The organism is Curtobacterium sp. WHRI 8282 (assembly GCF_040223925.2).
In the GTDB taxonomy this organism is placed as follows: Bacteria; Actinomycetota; Actinomycetes; order Actinomycetales; family Microbacteriaceae; genus Curtobacterium; species Curtobacterium flaccumfaciens.
Map to the genome: position 1 here is coordinate 251,598 of NZ_JBEHCD020000002.1, position 18,963 is coordinate 270,560.

The 18,963-nt window shown below is 70.1% G+C and carries 16 protein-coding genes; 9 read left to right on the plus strand and 7 right to left on the minus strand.

From position 1 onward, the window contains the following. Positions 1-235 precede the first annotated feature (235 nt). Genes ABRP24_RS07565 through opgC form a run of 3 tightly spaced genes read left to right on the plus strand, consistent with a single transcriptional unit; the run spans position 236 to position 5,084 of the window. Positions 236-2,191, plus strand: coding sequence for a glycosyltransferase (locus ABRP24_RS07565; RefSeq protein ID WP_349849823.1), 1,956 nt, complete (start codon positions 236-238; stop codon positions 2,189-2,191). After that, positions 2,188-2,598, plus strand: a complete 411-nt coding sequence (locus tag ABRP24_RS07570) for an ATP-binding protein (RefSeq protein WP_051596482.1) — start codon at positions 2,188-2,190, stop codon at positions 2,596-2,598. Before ABRP24_RS07565 ends, ABRP24_RS07570 begins: the two co-directional genes overlap by 4 nt. Beyond that, positions 2,595-5,084 carry an OpgC domain-containing protein gene (gene opgC / locus ABRP24_RS07575; RefSeq protein WP_349849799.1) on the plus strand — a complete coding sequence of 830 codons (2,490 nt, stop codon included), beginning with the start codon at positions 2,595-2,597 and terminating at the stop codon, positions 5,082-5,084. The genes ABRP24_RS07570 and opgC overlap by 4 nt, the downstream gene beginning before the upstream one ends. A gap of 72 nt (positions 5,085-5,156) precedes the next feature. Here opgC and ABRP24_RS07580 read toward each other — a convergent pair whose 3' ends face one another. From ABRP24_RS07580 to ABRP24_RS07600, 5 genes are read right to left on the minus strand one after another with little or no spacing between them, the layout of a single operon-like run. After that, positions 5,157-6,260, minus strand: a complete 1,104-nt coding sequence (locus ABRP24_RS07580) for a Gfo/Idh/MocA family oxidoreductase (protein ID WP_349849797.1) — start codon at positions 6,258-6,260, stop codon at positions 5,157-5,159. Beyond that, entirely contained in the window at positions 6,257-7,120 is an 864-nt protein-coding gene (locus tag ABRP24_RS07585; protein ID WP_349849795.1) for a ThuA domain-containing protein, read from the minus strand. Before ABRP24_RS07585 ends, ABRP24_RS07580 begins: the two co-directional genes overlap by 4 nt. A 32-nt stretch (positions 7,121-7,152) precedes the next feature. Continuing rightward, positions 7,153-8,040: a carbohydrate ABC transporter permease gene (locus tag ABRP24_RS07590; RefSeq protein WP_371836736.1), complete on the minus strand. Its 888-nt coding sequence runs from the start codon at positions 8,038-8,040 to the stop codon at positions 7,153-7,155. Next, the gene (locus ABRP24_RS07595) at positions 8,033-8,998 is read right to left on the minus strand and encodes a sugar ABC transporter permease (protein ID WP_349849793.1); all 966 of its coding nucleotides are present in this window, start codon (positions 8,996-8,998) and stop codon (positions 8,033-8,035) included. Before ABRP24_RS07595 ends, ABRP24_RS07590 begins: the two co-directional genes overlap by 8 nt. A 2-nt stretch (positions 8,999-9,000) precedes the next feature. Continuing rightward, positions 9,001-10,236 (minus strand): ABC transporter substrate-binding protein, encoded by a 1,236-nt coding sequence (locus ABRP24_RS07600; protein WP_349849791.1) that lies wholly within the window; start codon positions 10,234-10,236, stop codon positions 9,001-9,003. A 201-nt stretch (positions 10,237-10,437) separates the two neighbouring features. On the opposite strand from ABRP24_RS07600, the gene ABRP24_RS07605 reads away from it, so the two are divergent. The 4 genes from ABRP24_RS07605 to ABRP24_RS07620 all read left to right on the plus strand — a co-directional run bounded on the left by ABRP24_RS07605 (position 10,438) and on the right by ABRP24_RS07620 (position 14,817). Next, positions 10,438-11,454 (plus strand): LacI family DNA-binding transcriptional regulator, encoded by a 1,017-nt coding sequence (locus tag ABRP24_RS07605; RefSeq protein WP_232536592.1) that lies wholly within the window; start codon positions 10,438-10,440, stop codon positions 11,452-11,454. Between the two features lie 230 nt (positions 11,455-11,684). Beyond that, on the plus strand, positions 11,685-13,004 hold the full coding sequence (locus tag ABRP24_RS07610; protein WP_349849788.1) for an ABC transporter substrate-binding protein: 1,320 nt from the start codon (positions 11,685-11,687) through the stop codon (positions 13,002-13,004). Next, positions 13,001-13,969 (plus strand): carbohydrate ABC transporter permease, encoded by a 969-nt coding sequence (locus ABRP24_RS07615; RefSeq protein WP_171907805.1) that lies wholly within the window; start codon positions 13,001-13,003, stop codon positions 13,967-13,969. Before ABRP24_RS07610 ends, ABRP24_RS07615 begins: the two co-directional genes overlap by 4 nt. Continuing rightward, positions 13,969-14,817, plus strand: coding sequence for a carbohydrate ABC transporter permease (locus ABRP24_RS07620; RefSeq protein WP_027464448.1), 849 nt, complete (start codon positions 13,969-13,971; stop codon positions 14,815-14,817). Before ABRP24_RS07615 ends, ABRP24_RS07620 begins: the two co-directional genes overlap by 1 nt. A gap of 95 nt (positions 14,818-14,912) precedes the next feature. On the opposite strand, the gene ABRP24_RS07625 is transcribed toward ABRP24_RS07620, so the two are convergent. Further along, positions 14,913-15,359, minus strand: a complete 447-nt coding sequence (locus ABRP24_RS07625; RefSeq protein ID WP_071245956.1) for a MarR family winged helix-turn-helix transcriptional regulator — start codon at positions 15,357-15,359, stop codon at positions 14,913-14,915. Positions 15,360-15,480: 121 nt separating this feature from the next. On the opposite strand from ABRP24_RS07625, the gene ABRP24_RS07630 reads away from it, so the two are divergent. Further along, the gene (locus tag ABRP24_RS07630) at positions 15,481-16,464 is read left to right on the plus strand and encodes a helix-turn-helix domain-containing protein (protein WP_138802655.1); all 984 of its coding nucleotides are present in this window, start codon (positions 15,481-15,483) and stop codon (positions 16,462-16,464) included. Between the two features lie 13 nt (positions 16,465-16,477). Here the strand turns inward: ABRP24_RS07630 and ABRP24_RS07635 are convergent, their stop codons facing one another. Continuing rightward, complete coding sequence (locus ABRP24_RS07635) at positions 16,478-17,521, minus strand: LacI family DNA-binding transcriptional regulator (protein ID WP_185974119.1); 1,044 nt, start codon at positions 17,519-17,521, stop codon at positions 16,478-16,480. A gap of 146 nt (positions 17,522-17,667) precedes the next feature. Here ABRP24_RS07635 and ABRP24_RS07640 point away from each other — a divergent pair, with 146 nt between their 5' ends. Beyond that, complete coding sequence (locus tag ABRP24_RS07640; protein ID WP_027464451.1) at positions 17,668-18,963, plus strand: ABC transporter substrate-binding protein; 1,296 nt, start codon at positions 17,668-17,670, stop codon at positions 18,961-18,963.

Sequence of the window (18,963 nt, forward strand, 5' to 3'; positions counted from 1 at the left end):
CGAGGTCGTGCCCGATGACCGGAGCGGACGACCGGCACGGTGCCCTCCGGGTCAGCTGCCGGACGGAACCACACTCGGGCGTGCGACGCGGCCGGGGCCCGCGCGGGGATCAGGAGGAACGCTTGCGACGCAGCACGTCCGGCGACGCCGCGGACGGGGAGACCCGGTGACCGCGCTCGACGTCAGCCGACAGGACCGCCGCCGCCTGACCACCGGCACCGCCCGCCGACGCCTGGTGGCCGTGCGGACGGTGGCGCTCCTGGCCTCCCTCGCCGGTGTCAACTACATCGTGTGGCGCTGGGCGGCCTCGGTGAACTGGCACTCGTGGTGGATCGCGGTGCCGCTGATCCTCGCCGAGACCTACAGCGTCATCGACTCCCTGCTCTTCGCCCTCGGGGCCTGGCGGCTCCGAGAGCGCGGCGAACCACCGACGAAGCCGTCCACCGACGTCACCGTCGACGTCTTCATCACGACCTACAACGAGCCGATCGACCTGGTCGAGCGCACCGCCCGGGCGGCGAAGGCGATCACGCACCCGCACACCACCTGGATCCTCGACGACGGCAACCGCCCCGAGATGCGTGCGGCGGCCGAGGCGCTCGGCATCGGCGTCATCACGCGCGGCGCCGACTGGGTGGACCGGCCCCGGCACGCCAAGGCCGGCAACCTCAACAACGCCCTGCTCGCGACGCAGGGCGAGTTCCTGCTCATCCTCGACGCCGACCAGGTGCCCGACCCGGCGATCCTCGACCGCACCCTCGGGTACTTCAAGGACCCGCGGATGGCGCTCGTGCAGACGCCGCAGTGGTTCGAGAACGTGCCGGACGACGACCCCCTCGGCAGCCAGGCGCCGCTGTTCTACGGTCCGATCCAGCAGTCGAAGGACGGCTGGAACGCCGCGTTCTTCTGCGGGTCGAACGCCATCCTGCGGCGCGAAGCGCTCATGCAGCTCGGCATCTCGCGCTACGTGGCCGAGGTCGAGGCGTCCGTGCAGCGCACCCTCGCCACCTCGCGCAAGCTCCTCGCCCGCTCCCGCGAGATCGAGACCGACCCGCGCGTGCTCGCCGCCCTCGACGACGCCGAGGCCGTGGTGGACCAGGCGCGCGAGCAGGTGCGCGCCGGTGAGCCGCTCGGCGACGTGACGTACGCGTTCCAGCGGGGGATCGACGCCATCGCGTTCCGGTTCGCCGCCGCCGACCTCGAGTCCGTGCGGAACGACCTGCAGGAGCTCGCGGCGATGTCCACCGACGCCAACACCTTCGCCGGTCTCGACGACGCCGCCCTCGACGTGCTCGGCCGGCGCGAGGCCTCACCGGTCGCCGCCATCGAGTCCATCGCGGTGCTCGCCCGTGCCCTCGACGTGAACCGTGACGACGAGGCGCAGCCGATCATGCCGCTGGCGACGATCTCGGTGACCGAGGACATGGCCACCGCCATGCGCCTGCACGGCCTCGGCTGGAAGTCGGCCTACCACGACGAGATCCTGGCGAAGGGCCTGGCCCCCGAGGACCTGCCGACGATGCTCGTGCAGCGACTCCGCTGGGCGCAGGGCACCATGCAGGTGTTCTTCCGCGAGAACCCCCTGGTGCAGAAGGGGCTGTCGTGGGGGCAGCGGCTCATGTACTTCTCGACGATGTGGAGCTACCTGTCCGGGTTCGCCGCGATCGTCTACATCGCCGCCCCGGTGCTCTGCCTGTCGTTCGGGGTCATCCCCGTGCAGGCCTACAGCGTCGACTTCTTCGCCCGGCTCATCCCGTTCCTGGTCTTCAACCAGCTGCTGTTCTGGGTGGTTGCCGCCGGCAGACCGACCTGGCGCGGGCAGCAGTACTCGCTCGCACTCTTCCCGATCTGGATCGAGTCGGTGACCAGCGCCTTCCAGAACGTCTACCGGGGCAAGCCGCTCGGGTTCCGCGTCACCCCGAAGGTGCGCGACGAGACCGAGCAGAAGCCGCGTTGGGATCTGGTCAAGCCGCAGCTGTACGCGATGGGTGCCCTGGTGGCCGCGCTGGTCATGATCGGCATCCGCTACCTGACCGGCCAGGCCGAGGGGATCGCGCCGCTCGTGAACACCGCGTGGGTCGTCTTCGACCTGTTCATCTTCAGCATCGTGATCCGGGCCGTCCGGTACCGCGGCCCGGCCACCCCAGCCCAGTCCGAACACGAGTCGAGCACCGCCGGAGGCCCCCTGTGAGCACCGAGACCACGTTCGAGGTCGCCGCGACGCCGGACTCCCTCGACGAGGTGCAGGACCGCTTCGCCGCGTGGTGGGACGGCCTGGGCATCGACGACGTGCGGCTCCGCTTCGCGCTCGAGACCGCCCTGGCCGAGGTCGCCGCGAACATCGTCGAGCACACCGTCCGCGCCGACCGGGGGACCGGGCGCCGGTACTCCGTGCACCTCGAGGCCACCGACCGGGCCCTGACGGCGGTGCTGACCGACAACGGGATGCCCGTCGACATCGACCTGAGTGCCGTCACCATGGCCGACGTCGAACAGGAGAGCGGGCGGGGTCTCGCACTCGCCATCGCGGCGCTCGACCGGTTGGAGCACCGGCACGAGCCCGGCCACAACGTCTGGACGCTAGCGTGCGACCGGTGAAGAAGCCGGTGGCCCGCGCGGTCGCCCTCCTCGTCACGATCGCCACGCTCCTGCTCGGTGGTGCGCTGCCGGCGTCGGCTGCGTCCGTGCACCCGGCCGCCGCCGTGCAGCCGGCCGAGGGGTCGACGTGGTTCGGCCCCGACCTCGACTGGGCCAGCGACTCGCCCGAAGGGTACGAGGGGCGGCTCGGCGCGACGCCGTCGATGTACGGGGTCTCCGTCGACTACCCGCTCGACCGCACGGCGAAGCAGGAGCTCCTCCGCTCGGCGCGGGCGGCGGCGACCCAGGGGGCGGTGCTCGTCGTGAGCCTCGAACCCGACCGCGAACTGCGGTCGCTCGACACCGCGGACACCCGCGCCGTCAACACCGTGTTCGAGGACCTGCACGACCAGTACGACACCCAGGTGCTCGTCCGGTTCGCACCGCAGATGAACGGCACGTGGGTCCGCTGGGGCCAGCAGCCGACGGAGTTCGTCCGGGCGTTCCGGGCGCTCGGGACGACCGTGCACGCGGGCACGTCGGACGCGCTCATGGTGTGGTCGCCCGGGTACGGTGCCGGCTACCCGTTCGGCGAGTCCGCCGGGCGGCTGCGGAACCTGTCCCCGGTCGACGTCGCCAAGGCGGACACGAACGGCGACGGACAGCTCACCGGCGCCGACGACCCGTACGGGCCGTACTGGCCGGGGGCGGAAGCGGTCGACTGGGTCGGGCTGTCGATGTTCTCGTACGGCAAGGGCGACCCGACGGAGGCCGCCGGTCGCGCCGTGCCGCTCACCCGCAGCGGTGAGGTCGAGTCCCGGTTCGACGAGGACTGGGGGTACGACCAACCCCAGTCGGGCACGTTCTACGACCGGTTCGCGGCCGCCGACGACCGCCCGATGCTCCTCGACACCGGTGCCCTGTACAACCGCGAGCTGCAGGGCGACGCCGAGCTCCAGGTCAAGCGGAGCTGGTGGCGGCAGGTGCTCGCCGCGGTGCAGGAGCGTCCGCTGATCCGGGGCATGACCGTGCTCGAGGCCGAGCGACGCGAACCCGAGGCCGGCAACCGCGTGGCCGACTGGCGACTCACCGCGGACCCGGGCGTCGCGGAGTCCTTCCGCACCGACCTCGAGCGGTCCGGGGACTTCGCCTTCGGTCCGGTCACCGACCGCGTGACCGTGCAGCAGGGCAACGCCGCGATCTCCCAGGAGTACGAGACCGGCGGCGAGCAGATGGCGTGGATCGTCTGGCTGGCCGCCGGCCTGGCGATCGTCTTCCTGCTGAGCGGGGTGTTCGGCCGGCTCCTGCCGAGCTGGCGCTACCCCGACGACGGCAAGCCCGGGCGTGACCTGCGGCTCGACCTGTTCCGCGGGTTCATCATCCTCGCCGTCGTGATCACCCACATCGAGATCGGCGGGCCGTACTCGTACCTCACGCTGCACGCCGTCGGTGCGATCACCGGCGCCGAGATGTTCGTGTTCCTGTCCGGCATGGTCCTCGGCATGACGTACCCGTTCGCCGTGAAGAAGTTCGGCGAGTGGGCGGCGGCCATCGGGGCGTGGAAGCGTGCGCGCAAGCAGTACGTCGTCACGCTCGTGGTGATCCTGGTGGTCTTCGCGCTGAGCTTCGTCCCGTTCCTGAACACCGACGCCATCACCACGTTCACCGACCGCGGCACGGGCACCGGCGGTGTCGATGCCGAGGGCCGGGTCTACGACCTGTACCCGAACGCGATGCAGCTGCTCGCCTACCCGCCGCCCTGGTACGCGATCCGGCAGTTCCTGCTGCTCGAGATGGGGCCGTGGCCGTTCAACATCATGGGCCTGTTCGTGGTGCTGAGCCTGTTCATCCCGGTGTTCATCTGGGTGATCCGCCGCGGGTTCTGGTGGGCGCTCCTCGCCGCCAGCTGGGCGCTGTACGTGTTCCAGGCGCTCAACCCCGACTTCCGTCCGCTGAACTCCCAGTTCGAGGCGGTGTTCCCCCTGTTCACCTGGCAGGTGGTGTTCACCCACGGGCTCGTGCTCGGGTACTACCGGCGGCAGATCGTCGGCGCGCTCACCGGGCGCCTCGGCAAGGTCCTGGTCGGCGTCGCCGTCGGCGGGTACGCGGCGTTCCTGGTCTACGTGTGGGCCGGCGACCACTTCGGGTTCACCCCGGTGCCGTTCCCGGCGACGATGTACGAGTCCCTGTACAACACGGCGTACCAGCGGGTGGACCTGCAGTGGGGCCGCCTGGTGGACGTCGCGTTCTTCGCGGTCGTGTCCTACGCGATCCTCACGGTGTTCTGGAAGCCCATCGCCGCAGCCATCGGCTGGCTCTGGATCCCGCTCGGGCAGGCGAGCCTGTACGTCTTCGTCTGGCAGGTGTTCTTCGCCCTGGCGATCGCGTCGATCCCCGGTGTGCCGTGGGGGGACTTCTGGATCGGTTTCGTGGTGCACACGGCGCTGATCCTGCTGGCCTGGTACATGGTCCGCAAGAAGTTCCTGTTCTCCGTCATCCCGCGCTGATCGCGCGCACGGACGGACAGGAGGCCCGTGGCGGCGTCGCCACGGGCCTCCTGTCCGTCATGCGCTCACGTCTCAGGACGCAGGCAGCCGCTCGCGCAGGGCGCCGCGGACCGACTCCCACCCGGCCAGACGGTCGCGGATCGCGTCGTCCTGCTCGGCGGCCAGGGCGTCCCGGTGCGCCTGTTCGAGCACCTCGTCGATGACGACCCGGCGCCCGCTGCGGGCCGAGGTGATGGCCGCGTCGACCATCGTGAGGCTCATCACGTTGCCGTGCACCTCGCCGTCCGGCACCTCGCCGGAGCGGACCGCCCGGACGAAGGACGCCAGCGACCCGGCGATCTCGTGCCCGACCGACGGCGCAGCGGCAGGGGAACCGGGGGTGCCGTCGAGGTCGCTCGAGGGGTCGTGGTCGCCGTCCCAGAGTGCCGTGCCGGCCGCTCCGGAGGCACGCCAGTCGCCGTTCCACGAGGTCTCGGCACCCGGCGCGCACCACGAGCCGTCGTAGACGTAGCGGACGTCGTCCTCGAACGTGAAGACGGCTGCGGCGGCCGCGTCACCCCGGTACCAGGACCACGACGGGTTCCACGACTCGCAGTACACCGACACCGGGTCGCGTTCGAGCACGTACCGGGCGGAGTCGAAGGCGTGGATGGCCATGTCGAGCAGCAGGACGTCGTCCATCTCCTCGCGGAAGCCACCGAAGTGCGGCGCCTTCGCGAACCGGGTGCTCAGCCCGCCCACGGCACCGAGGTCGCGGACGTGCTGCCGGAACGCGACGAGCTGGTCGTTGTAGCGGCGGGACTGCGACACCATGAACAGCTTGCCGGTGGCCTCGGCGGCAGCGGCGAGCGACAGCGCCTCGGCGACGGTCTGGGCGGCCGGTTTCTCGCCGAGCACGGGGAGCCCGGCCCGGAGCGCCTGCAGGGTGACCGGGTGGTGCGCGACCGGCACGGTGATGTCGAGGACGGCCTCGGCATCGGTCTCGGCGGCCAGCACGGTCAGGTCCGTGCCGACCGGGATCGACGGGTCGCCGGCGTGCTCGGCCCCGGCGCGGGCGGCGTCGAGGTCGAGGTCGACGATGCCGACCAGCTCGACCTCGGGGTCGGCGGCGACGGTGGCGAGCCAGGCCCGCCCCATCCCGCCGGCGCCGACCTGCAGGACGCGGAGGGGGCTCACGCCTGCGCCCCGTCGCGCTCGGCCGCCGGCTCGCTGGCCGTCGGCGCGCTGGCCGCCGGCTCGGCGGTCTCGGGCTCGGCGGGCTCGGGCTCGGCGTCGTCGAACGGGCCGCGGTAGTGCTGCCCGTCGAAGTACTCGCCCAGGTCGTAGCGGCGGAGCGTCGGGATCTCCCGCTCCCGCTCGGGCCGGGCCCACTCGGCGCCGTTCGCGATCACGCGGCGGACGTCCGGGTGGTGGTAGACGGGGAAGTCCTGGTCACCGGGGGAGAAGTAGAAGATCTTCCCGAGGCCGCGGCGGTACGTCATGCCGCTCCGGAACACCTCGCCGCCGGTGAAGCCCGAGATGAACACGAGCTCGTCGGGTGTCGGGACGTCGAAGTACTCGCCGTACATCTCCTGCTCGGGGATGACGATCGGGTTCGGCACCCCGCGGGTGATCGGGTGCTGCGGGTTGACGGTCCAGACGAGCTCCTGGTCGTGCTCGCTGCGCCAGCGGAGGGTGCACGTGGTGCCCATCAGCTTGCCGAAGATCTTCGACCAGTGGCCGGAGTGCAGGACGAGCAGCCCCATGCCGGAGAGCACGTGCCGGTGCACCCGGTCGACCACGGCGTCGTCGACGTCCTGGTGTGCGGCGTGCCCCCACCAGGTGAGGACGTCGGTGTTCGCGAGGACCTCGTCGGTGAGGCCGTGCTCGGGCTCCTGCATGGTGGCGGTCCGGACGACGGCCTCGGGCAGGTGCTCGCGGATGCCGTCCGCGATCGCGCCGTGCATGCCGTCGGGGTACCGCTCGGCGACGTGCTGCTCGACCTGTTCGTGGACGTTCTCGCCCCAGACGGTGATGCGGAGCGGGGTGCTGGTCATGGTGTGTGCCTTTCGGGGGTGGTGAGACCCGGTCACTTGACTGCGCCGCCGGTGGCCCCGGCGGCGATGAACTTCTGCGCCACGAGCAGCAGCACGATGGCGGGGATCGAGGCCATCACCGCGGCGGCCATGACGGTCGACCAGTCGGCGGTGAAGGTGCCGATGTAGTTGTAGATGCCGAGCGTGATCGGCCGGACGTCCTCGGTGGTGGTGAGGGTCAGGGCGAACAGGAAGTCGCTCCAGGTGAACAGGAACGTGAACAGCCCGGCGGTGATCAGGGCGTTGGCGCTGATCGGCACGACGACCGAGCGGAAGGCCCGGAAGTTGCCGGCACCGTCGACCTTGGCGGCCTCGATGATCGACGGCGGGATGTTCTGCATGAACGCCCGCATGATCAGGATCGCGAAGGGCACGCCCGCGGTGCTGTCGGCCAGGATCAGCCCCGGCACGGTGTTGAGCAGGCCGAGGTCGTTGTACGCCGCGTACAGGGCGTTCGCGACGACGATGCCCGGGATCATCTGCGAGATGAGGATGCCGAACAGCACCGCGTTGATGCCCTTGACCTTGAACTGGGCGAGCGCGTACGACGCCGGCGTCGCGATGAGCAGGCTGACGACGACGCTGCCCAGGGCGATCGCCAGGCTCGTGACCAGTGCGCCGCCCTGGTCGGCGATGGCCTGCGCGTAGCCGCCGAGCTGCGCGTTGATCGGGAACCAGGCGGCCTCGATCGCGGAACCGGCCGGCTGCAGGGAGATGTTGATCATCCAGTAGACGGGGAACAGCATCACGGCGAGGATCAGGATCCCGACGCCGGACAGCACCCACTGCTTCGCGCTCGTGGGGCGGACGGGTCGCCGGGTGCCGCGGGTGACCACCGCGCGGGTCCGGAGGACGTCGTTGGTGGACGCTGCGTCAGTCATCGACGGCCTTCCTGTTGAGGCGGAGGTAGACGATCGCGAACAGGGCGGAGATCACGATGAGGATGTTGCTCAGCGCGGCGCCCTGCCCGAAGTCGAACTGCTTGAAGGACAGGTCGTAGGACTGGGTCGCGATGGTCTGGGTGGCGTTCGCCGGCCCGCCGTTCGTCAACCCGAGGATGATGTCGAGCACCTTGATCGTGTAGACGACGCCGAGCACGAGCGTGACGCTCACGACGGGGCGGAGCATCGGCCAGGTGATCGCCCAGAAGGCCTTCCACCCGGTCGCGCCGTCGAGTGCCGCTGCCTCGTACAGCTCGGTGGGGATGTCCTGCAGACCGCCGTACAGGATCGTGGTGTTGAAGGGGATCCCGATCCAGATGTTCACCGCGATGACGGTGATGAGCGCCACGGCGGGGCTCGTCAGCCACGGGACCGACGGGATGCCGAAGGTGCCGAGGAACTGGTTGACGACGCCCGAGTCCTGGTCGAGCATCCACTTCCAGACCGCGCTCGAGACGATGAGCGGCAGCAGCCAGGGCAGCAGGAGCAGCGAGCGCAGGAGGCCGGACAGCGGGAAGTTCCGTCGGAAGAACAGGGCGAGCAGCAGGCCGAGGACGAACTGGCCGACGATCGACCCGATCGTGAACAGCGCGGTGTTGAGCATCGCCGTGCCGAACAGCTGGGACGACACGACCGAGGCGTAGTTCGCCAGGCCGACCCACGGTGCCTCGCCCGTGTAGAACGTCGACGTCGTGTACGCCTGGAAGCTCATGACGATGTTCTTGACCACGGGGTAGCCGAAGAACAGCAGCAGGAACAGGACGGCCGGCAGCAGGAACAGCAGCTGCGCGATCCGTTCGAAGCGCAGCGAGCGGCCCGGGCGGGTCCGCCGGGACGGAGCGGGTGCTCCGTTCCCGGCGGCCCGCCGTGGGGCGACGGGGGTCGCGGTGCTCGTCATGCTCAGTTGCTCGACTGCGCGTTCTGCAGGGCGTCGGCCGGGGAGTCCTGCCCGGTCAGCGCCGACTGCACGGCCGTGTAGATCTTCGTCGCGGCCTTGGGCCAGTCGGCACCGAGCTCGCCGGTGCGGGCGCGGGCGTCGGCGACGAGGTCGACGAACACCTGCTCCTCTGGGACGTCCTTGCCGAACTGCTGCGCGACGTCGGTCTTCGAGGGGATCGTGTACCGCAGCTTCGCCATCGCGAGCTGGTTCGCGTCGCTGTTCATGCAGTCGACGATCTTCGCCGCGACGGCCTGCTTCGCCTTGTCTCCGGTGTTCGGGACGGTCCAGACCTCGCCACCGAGCGGGGCCACGGCCTTGTCGCTGGCGGCCTGCACGGGGATCTGGGCGATCCCGTAGTCGACCTTCGACTCCTTCAGACCGGGGATCTGCCACGGGCCGTTGATCATCATCGCGGCCTTGCCGGCCATGAACTGGTCGTTCACGTCGGCCTGGGTCCAGTTCACGACGCTCTTCGACATCGAGCCGTCGTCGACCAGGCTCTTCCAGAGCGACAGTGCTTCCTCGGTCTCCGGGGTCGCGATGTCCTTCTCGTCGCCGCCGTTCGACCACATGAACGGCAGGAACTGCCAGGTGCCCTCGTACGTGGCGTTGGCGTCGACGGCGAACCCGTACTGGTCGCCCTTGGTGAGCTTCGCCGCGGCGGACTGCAGCTCGTCCCACGTCTTCGGCGGGGTGACACCGGCCTCGGACAGCACCTTCTTGTTGTAGAAGAGCGCGATGGTGTTCACGGTGGGGGCGAGGCCGTAGACCTTGTCCTCGTAGGTCCCGGCCTGCAGCACGCCCTTGGCGTAGCCGTCGGTCGAGATGTCGTAGTCGGACAGTGGCGACAGCGCACCCGTCTCGGCGATCTGCTGCAGGTCCGGGTTGTCGAGCATCAGGACGTCCGGCAGGGTCTTCGACGACGCCTGCTGCAGGACCTTCTGGATGAGCGACGAGCCGGGCACCAGGCTGCGCTTGATGGTGACGTCGTTCTCGGCCCCGCACTTGTCGAGGTACTCGCCGATGACCTTCTTGTCGTTGCCCTGGTTGTAGTAGTCGAGCACGGTGATGGAGTCCACCTTGCCGCCGGAGCTCGCGGACGAGCCGCCGGAACAGCCGGCGAGGACGAGGGGGACGGTCGCCAGCATGGCGACCGCGCTGAGGACCTGAGGCGTCCTGCGGTGTCGAGGCTTCATTGCTTCGCTCTTCTCTGGATGGTTGCCGGACACGAGTCGAACGTGTCGCTCGTGGATCGGGGACGACCGGACCAGAACCGCTCCGTCGCGTCCCGAGTGGGGTCGAAGTTAGCATCGAAGCGGTTAGATGGTAAAGCGCTTAGACGAACTTTCTCGGGCACCGCCCCCGCTACAGTGAGCGGAACAGGGTGAGGGAGCGGCATGGCGACGATGCAGCAGGTCGCCGACCGGGCGGGCGTCTCGATCGCGACGGTGTCCTTCGTCGTGAACGGGAACAAGCGCGTGTCCGCCGACACCCGTGCCCGGGTCACGGCGGCGATGCGCGAGCTGGGCTACCGGAACAACGTGGTCGCCCGGGCACTGGCGTCGCGCCGCACCCGGATCCTCGCGCTCGTGTTCCCGGTGCTCGAGCACCGGCTCGGCCAGACCGCGCTGCAGTTCTTCACGAGTGCCGCGAGCCGCGCCTCGGAGCTCGGGTACCACCTGGTGCTCTGGCCGGCGGTGACGACGGCGGACGACGTGCAGGACCTCATCTCGGGCGGTCTCGCCGACGGGGTCGTGGTGATGGAGGTCACGATGCACGACCCCCGGATCGCGCGTCTGACCGAGCTCGAGGTCCCGTTCGTCGCGATCGGCCGCACCGCCGACCCCTCGGGCATCTCGTACGTCGACATCGACTTCGAGCGCACCGTCGAGGACGCCCTCGACCACCTCACGGGGCTCGGGCACCGTCGGATCGGGCTCGTGGTCGAGGACCTCGACGGCACCACGATGGCCGACTACGGGCCGAAGGTCCGCTCCGAGGCGGCGTTCCACGCCGGCATCGAGCGCCGCGGTCTGATCGGCACCGTGGTCGCCGCCGGCGCCTCGGCCGAGGGCGGGCGTCGTGCGGCGGCGGACCTGCTGGCGCACGACCCCGACGTCACGGCCGCGATCATCATGAAGGACGACTCGAACTTCGGGCTCGTCAGCGGGTTGCGGGCCGGCGGGCGCCGGGTCCCCGAGGACGTCTCGGTCATCGCGATCGTGTCCTCCGACGGTGCCGGCGCCGCGACCGAGCCGGTGCTCACAACGCTCAATGCCCCCGGTCCAGAGCTCGGCCGCCTGGCGGTCGAGTCGCTGGTCGACCGCCTCGAGGGCGGCAGCACCGAGCGCACGCACACGCTCATCCCGTGCGCCCTGCACCTGGCCGACTCGACGGCCCCCGCCCCCGCCTGACCCCCTGCCGGCCTGGAGGCGCGGGTCGGCCCCGCCACGCGCCTCCAGGCCGCCGCCGGCCCGTTTTCGGGCTGAGCGACAGTCCACGGCTCCCCGGGCGCGTGAGGTGTCGTCCACCACGAAAGGTGCGCGGCGCGGCCGCGCCGCCACCTCCCCCCTGGCGGACAGACCAGGCTCCGCCTGGTTGTGTGGACGTACAGGTTCGCAGCACCACACGTCGAGGAGGACGGATGGCAATCGACCGGAGGACGTTCATGCTCGGGGGAGCGGGGGTGCTGCTGCTCGCCGGCTGCTCCACCCGACCCGAGCGCACGCGGGTCGAGGACTGGCCCACCGAACCGCCCGAGGGCGAGGCGACGATCAGCTGGTGGGCCGGGCAAGTCGCCTCGAAGGACGGCGGTGACCTGCGGCGGAGGCTCATAGCGGAGTTCCAGAAGGAGCACCCGAACATCCGGGTCCGGATCGTCAGCGCCCCGAGCGACACCGACACGAACCGCACCAGCCTGACGACCCAGATCGCGGCCGGCAGCAGCACGCCGGACGTCTACCTCGGTGACGTCGCCTGGCCCGGGCAGTTCGCGAAGAACAAGCTCGCGACCCCCGTGGACCAGCTCGTCGGCGAGGACTTCTTCGACCAGTTCCCCGAGGGCCTGCGGCTGGCAGCGAGCGTCGACGGGACCTACTACATGTTCCCGCTGTACATCGACGAGTCGTTCTTCCTGTACCGGAAGGACCTGCTCGCGAAGCACTCCCTGCAGGTGCCGGGGTCGTGGGAGGAAGTGCGCGAGACCGCCGCGAAGCTCGTCGACACCGGCGACGTGTCGTACGGGTTCGCGTTCCAGGGCGACGTCTACGAGGGACTGACCTGCAACGTCACCGAGTTCGTCGCCGACGCCGGCGGGTCGCTGCTCAACGACGACCTGACGAAGCCCGAGACGACCAGCTCGGAGACGAAGCGGGCATTCGAGTTCATGCGCTCGCTGGTGACGTCGGGAGCGTCGCCACGGGCCACCCTGACGTACCAGGAGCAGGACACGAACGACGCCTTCTCCGGCGGCCGCGCGGCGTTCCTGCGCAACTGGTCGTACGCGTGGGGGATCGCGAACGGCCCGGACAGCCGGGTCGCCGGCAAGGTGGGTCTCGCCGCCCGGCCGACGTTCGACGGCATGGACGAGCACCACTCGACGATCGGCGGGTGGGGGAACTACATCAACCCGCACACCCAGGAACCCGCTGCGGCACTGACCTTCGCGCGCTGGATGTCGAGCGAGACCGCGCAGCAGTTCCTGACCCGTGAGGGCGGGGTCCTGCCGGCCCGGTCGGCGAGCCTCGTCAGCGCGGACGCGAAGCGCCAGGAGCGCCCGACCTACGACACGGCGGCGGGCATCACGCTCGTGCCCCGTCCGACCTCGACCGCCTACTACCCGAAGGTCTCGCAGGGCGTCTACCAGAACGGCAACAGCATCCTCGGCGGGCAGGCATCCGTCGACGGCGGCACCAGCGCGATGGCCTCCGCCATCTCGCTCGCCCTGCAGGGAGCGGCGCTGTGAGCGCCGGCACGGCGACACGACCGGCACGGCCTGGAGGCACGGGTCGCGTCGATCCGCCGCCCCGGCCGACGGGGCGGTCGCGTCTCGACCGCATCCGCTCGCGGGGCGCGTGGGGCTTCGCAGCCCCGGCGCTGCTGGTGGTCGCGGCGGTGACGATCTTCCCGGTCGTGTACTCGGTCGTCCTGAGCTTCGCGGACGTCGAGGTCGGGTACGAGGGCTTCACGATCCAGTCGTTCGGGTTCGACAACTACGCGGCCCTGCTGCAGAGCGCCGACTGGTACCGGGCGCTCGGCTTCACGGTGCTCTACACGGTGGTGACGGTGTCGGTCGAGCTCGTGCTCGGCATGCTCGTCGCGCTGGTGCTCGAACGCCTCGGGGCCACCCGCGGCTGGATGCTCGCGCTCATGCTCATCCCGTGGTCGCTCGTGACCATCGTGAACGCGCAGCTGTGGAAGTACATCTACGACAGCACCTACGGCGTCGCGACGTGGTTCTTCGGGTTGTTCGGGGACGCCCCGGTGATCCTCGGCGAACCGGTGCCCGCGATCACCGGGCTGATGGTCGCAGACATCTGGAAGACGACGCCGTTCGTCGCGATCATCCTGCTCGCGGGGCTCGTGCAGATCTCGGAGGACCACTACGAGGCCGCCGAGCTCGACGGCGCGAGCACCTGGCAGACGTTCTGGCGCGTGGTGCTGCCGCAGCTCACCCCGACCCTGACGATCGCGGTGCTGTTCCGCATCCTGCAGGCGTTCGGCGTCTTCGACCTGCCGTTCGTGCTGACGAACGGCGGCCCGGGCACCGCCACCCAGTCGCTCGCGATCATGGGCTACAAGGTGCTCTTCCAGGACATCAACATCGGACCGGGCGCGGCGATCGCGACCTCCACCGCGGTCATCGTCGCGGCGGGGTGTCTGCTGTTCCTCCGGGCGTTCCGGAACCAGGCGAAGGGAGGGGACGACTGATGCCCCGTCAACGTGTGCGCAAGGGCTGGCGGAAGTGGGTCAACACCGTCAACGTCAGCGGTGTCGTCATCGCGGTGCTCACCGCACTGCCGCTCTACTGGCTCGTCACGACGTCGCTCAAGCCGGCGTCCGAGATCGGGCAGTCGCCGCCCACCGTCTGGCCGCAGTCGTTCACATTCGACAACTTCGTGGTGGCCTTCCGCGACAACGCGCTCGGCCAGTACATGGTGAACAGCGTCATCGTGTCGGTGTCGACCACGGTGATCGTGCTCGCGCTGGCGTTCCTCGCCGGGTACGCCCTGGCCGGCCGGTTCATCCGGGGGCGCACGGCGATCATGACCTCGCTGCTCATGCTGTCGGTGTTCCCCGCGATCGCGGTGCTGACGCCGCTGTACCTGCTCGAGCGCAACCTCGGGCTGCTCAACTCGTACCCGGGCCTGATCGTGCCGTACGTGGCCTTCAACCTGCCGTTCGCCATCTGGATCATGCGGAACTACCTGCAGGGGATCCCGTCGACGATCGAGGAGGCGTCCGAGATCGACGGCGCCGGGGCGTGGCGGACCGTGCTGTCGGTGATCCTGCCGATGGCGAAGCCGGGCCTGTTCACGGTCGGCGTCTTCACCTTCACGGCGTCGTGGAGCGAGTTCCTGATGGCACTGACCTTCAACAGCGAGAACTCGTTCCGGACGATCCCGGTCGGCATCGCGCTCTTCGGGACGCAGTTCACGGTGCCGTTCGCGCAGATCTTCGCCGCGAGCGTCGCTGCGACGGTGCCGATCGTCATCCTGGTGCTCGTGTTCCGCCGCTCGATCGTGTCCGGCCTGACCTCCGGAGCCGTCAAGGGGTGACCGGTGTCCGGCATGCGGAGATAGGTAGGGAACTTACCTAGCTGCGCATGCTGGACATTCGTCCGGGCGGCGTCCTGACCGCCCGTACCCTGCCGTCAGGGGCTCGGTGCGCCGAGATCGACGGCTGCGACGATGCGGTCGATGATCCGCACGAACCTGGCCCGCTCCCGTTCCGAGAAGGAGGCCATCAGGTCGTGCAGGTGCTTGTTCGTGCCGTCCATCGCGCGCGCGTAGTCGCGGCGGGCAGCATCGGTCAGCTCGATGTACCGGCTGCGGCCGTCGTCGGGGTTGGGGACACGGCTGATGTGTCCGCTGTGCTCGAGTCGGTCCACCATGCCGGTGATCGCCGGGCCGGTGAGCCCCAGGTGCTTCGACAGGTCCTTCACGCGCACCGTCCGGCCCGCTTCCTCGGCGCGCGAGACGAACTGCAGCAGCGTCAGGTCGCCGCCGGAGACGCCGAGCTCGTCGCGCAGTCGACCGCGCAGTTCGGAGACCGCGGCCTCGAGCCGGGTCAGCGCCGCGTCCAGGTCGACATCGCTCACGACAATGCCCCCTTCGCACGGGTCTCGTCCGGGTCACGATACGCCGCAGTCACCGCCCCAGCGTATCCACATAACGCGGAGCGTGGAACGGTGCAGGTGGCGATGACGGATTCGGGGCACCGTGGCTGACCCCGTCCCGACTCCACAGTCCGCTGCACGCGCCGGGGAACCGGTCCGTTTCGAGGTCTCCGGCGGGGACCCGGACTCGGCCGAGCGCGACCTCGCCGCCGTCCACGGCGCCGATCGGTGGTCCGTCCGGCGCCTCGACGACGACTTCTCGTACCGGTACACGGCCGTCGGGGACTCCGACGTGAGCATCCGGCGTTCGCAGCTCCGCGGTGCCGTGCGCGGCTCGGTGCCCGTCGGTGCCGACTACGTGGTGACGTGGATCACCAGCGGGACCGCGCACCTGGACTCCGGGCGCGTCCGGATGGAGTTGCGCCGGGACGTCCCCGTGCTCCTGCCGCCCGAGGAAGACTTCGTGTTCACGGCTGAGGACCACGACCAGCGGCTGGTGCACTTCGGGCGGGAGTACGTGCACCGCGTCGCGTTCGAACGCCTGGAGGTCGAAGCGGCACCACTGCGGTTCGACCCGACCCGCATGCCCGAACCGGAGACCGCCGAGCGCTGGCAGGGGGCGCTCGTGGCGCTGTCCCGGGCCCTGCGCGCCGAGGGACCCGACTCCGACGCGTGGCACGAGGCCAAGCGGTCGGCCGCCACCGCGTTCCTGGACACCTTCCCGCCGCAGGCCGACGACCTGCCCGCGGTGCTCGGCCTGCCCCGGAACGCCCGGCTGCGGGCGGCGGTGGAGTACATCCACGCGCACGCCGCCGAGCCCGTCACGGTCCAGGAGCTGTCCGAGGTCGCCGGCCTGAGCGTGCGGTCGGTGCAGGAGTCGTTCCGCCGGGTCTTCGACGTGTCGCCGCTGACCTACCTGCGCGAGGTCCGGCTCGACCGCGTGCGTGGGGAACTGCTCGAGCTCGACCCGCAGGCCGGGGTCGTCGGCGACGTCGCCCGACGGTGGGGGTTCGCCCACCTCGGCCGGTTCTCGGCGGCGTACGCGGCCCGGTTCGGCGAGTACCCGAAGCAGACCCTGCGGCGCTGACGGCGGCGGGTGCTCAGCGGCCGGACGCCGGCCTCGGCGCGGGGCCCGTGCTCGCCCGCACCCGCAGGGTCGTGGGGAGCCGGACGTGGTCCGTGGTCGGTTCGCCACGGAGCATCGTCAGGAGCATCTGCACGGCGTGCGACCCGAGCTCGGCGAGCGGCTGCGACACCGTGGTGAGCGGCGGGGTCGTGGTGGACGCCTGCGGCACGTCGTCGAAGCCCACGACGGACAGGTCCTGGGGGACGCGGAGCCCGACCTCGGCCGCGGCGCGGAGCACGCCGATCGCCGACGAGTCGTTCGCGGCGAACACCGCGGTGGGGCGGTCGGCGAGGGTCAGGAGCTCGCGGGCGACGGCCGCGGACTGGTCCTCCTGGTAGCCGCCGTCACGCAGCAGGCACTCGTCGACCGTGATGCCCGCGGCCGTCAGTGCCGAGCGGTACCCGGCGGCGCGCAGCTGGGCGGAGGCCAGGTCGGCGCGTCCCTGCAGGTGCGCGATGCGGGTGTGTCCGAGTGCGAGCAGGTGTTCGACCGCCTGCACCGCGCCGGCCTCGTTGTCGGCGTCGACGGTGGAGTGCCCCTCCGGCCCGGTGTGCGGGTCGATCGCCACGACGGGGATCGACGAGCTCGACAGTGCCGTGGTCGGGGTGACGACGATCGCGCCGTCGATCAGGGTGCCGGACAGGCGGGAAAGCGACCGGCGCTCCCACCCGGGTCGGTCGGCGCCGGTCATCAGGCCGGCGTAGGCGAGGAGCTCGTAGCCGGTGCCGGTGGCCGCCCGCGAGATGCCGCGGAGCAGCTCGGTCGAGAACGGCTCGAACTCGGGCACCAGGATGCCGACGACCCCGGTCCGCGAACTCCGCAGGCTCCGGGCGACCAGCGAGGTCTCGTACCCCAGGTCGTCGACCACCTGCTGCACGCGGAGCATCGTGGCGGGTGCGACCCCGTCGCGCTGGTTGATCACCTTGGACACCGTCGGGATCGAGACCCCGGCCACCCGCGCCACGTCGCCGATCGTCACCCGGCCGGCACCGGGACGCGCGCCGAGTGCCGAGTCCATGTGCACACCGTACCGCTGCGGCACCATGCGATCGGTAAAGAAAACGTTATCGATATCGATTGACATCGACCTGGAGCAGCAGGCATGCTCTCCGCAGCGGCAGTCGATGTCGCGCATGTCAACGACGACACTTCAGGAGTTCCACGATGACGAGGAAGATCCGTGCCGCGGCAGCCATCGCGCTGATCGGGGCCACAGCACTGGTGGCCAGTGGGTGCTCGGCGGGCAGCGATGCCTCCGAGGACGGCGGGAAGGTCACGATGACCTTCTGGCACAACTCGACCACCGGACCGGGCAAGGCCTACTGGGCCTCGACGGTCAAGGCGTTCGAGGAGAAGTACCCGAACGTCACCATCAAGACCCAGGCGATCCAGAACGAGGACCTGGACGGCAAGCTCCAGACCGCCCTCAACTCCGGCGACGCCCCCGACGTGTTCCTGCAGCGCGGCGGCGGCAAGATGGACGCGATGATCGCTGCCGGGCAGCTCATGGACATCTCCGACTCCATCAGCGCCGACGCGAAGAAGTCCATCAGCGCGGGCACGTTCGCCGGGTACGAGAAGGACGGCAAGACCTACGCCATGCCGGGCGCGGTGCTCCCCGAGGGCATCTGGTATTCGAAGGACCTGTTCAAGGAAGCCGGCATCGAGGGCACGCCCACGACCATGGACGAGCTGAACGACGCGATCACGAAGCTCAAGGCCAAGGACATCGACCCGGTCGCAGTCGGCGCGAAGGACGCCTGGCCGGCCGCCCACTGGTACTACAACTTCGCGCTCCGCGAGTGCAGCCAGAAGACCCTCGAGGACACGGCGAAGTCGCTGAAGTTCGACAACGCCTGCTGGACGAAGGCCGGCGAGCAGCTCGAGGACTTCAACGCCACCAAGCCCTTCAACAACGGCTTCCTGACCACCGCAGCACAGCAGGGCGCCGGCAGCTCCGCCGGTCTCCTCGCCAACCACAAGGCGGCCATGGAGCTCATGGGTGCGTGGGACCCGGGCGTGATCGCGTCGCTGACGCCGGACGCCAAGCCGCTGCCCGACCTCGGCTGGTTCCCGTTCCCCGCGATCGACGGTGGCAAGGGTGACCCGAAGTCGATGATGGGTGGCGTCGACGGCAACTCCTGCTCGGCGCAGGCCCCGAAGAAGGCGTGCACCGACTTCCTGAACTTCATCGTGCAGAAGGACAACCAGGAGGGCTACTACAAGGCCTTCAACGCCATCCCGGTGAACAAGGAAGCCCAGTCGGTCGTCGACTCGGACTACCTGAAGACGGCCCTGGCCGCCTACCAGGAGGCCCCGTTCGTCTCGCAGTACCTCGACACCCTGTACGGCCAGAACGTCGGCAACGCGCTGAACACCAGCGTCGTCGACCTGCTCGCCGACAAGGGCAGCGCGAAGGACATCGTCGAGACCACCAACCAGGCTGCGGCCAAGGGCTGA

Coding starts and splice junctions, on each gene's coding strand:
- ABRP24_RS07635 (WP_185974119.1), bottom strand. CDS start 17,521: ATGGACTCGGCACTCGGCGCGCGTCCCGGTGCCGGCCGGGTGACGATC.
- ABRP24_RS07605 (WP_232536592.1), top strand. CDS start 10,438: ATGGCGACGATGCAGCAGGTCGCCGACCGGGCGGGCGTCTCGATCGCG.
- ABRP24_RS07620 (WP_027464448.1), top strand. CDS start 13,969: ATGCCCCGTCAACGTGTGCGCAAGGGCTGGCGGAAGTGGGTCAACACC.
- ABRP24_RS07595 (WP_349849793.1), bottom strand. CDS start 8,998: ATGACGAGCACCGCGACCCCCGTCGCCCCACGGCGGGCCGCCGGGAAC.
- ABRP24_RS07585 (WP_349849795.1), bottom strand. CDS start 7,120: ATGACCAGCACCCCGCTCCGCATCACCGTCTGGGGCGAGAACGTCCAC.
- ABRP24_RS07600 (WP_349849791.1), bottom strand. CDS start 10,236: ATGAAGCCTCGACACCGCAGGACGCCTCAGGTCCTCAGCGCGGTCGCC.
- ABRP24_RS07640 (WP_027464451.1), top strand. CDS start 17,668: ATGACGAGGAAGATCCGTGCCGCGGCAGCCATCGCGCTGATCGGGGCC.
- ABRP24_RS07610 (WP_349849788.1), top strand. CDS start 11,685: ATGGCAATCGACCGGAGGACGTTCATGCTCGGGGGAGCGGGGGTGCTG.
- ABRP24_RS07590 (WP_371836736.1), bottom strand. CDS start 8,040: ATGACTGACGCAGCGTCCACCAACGACGTCCTCCGGACCCGCGCGGTG.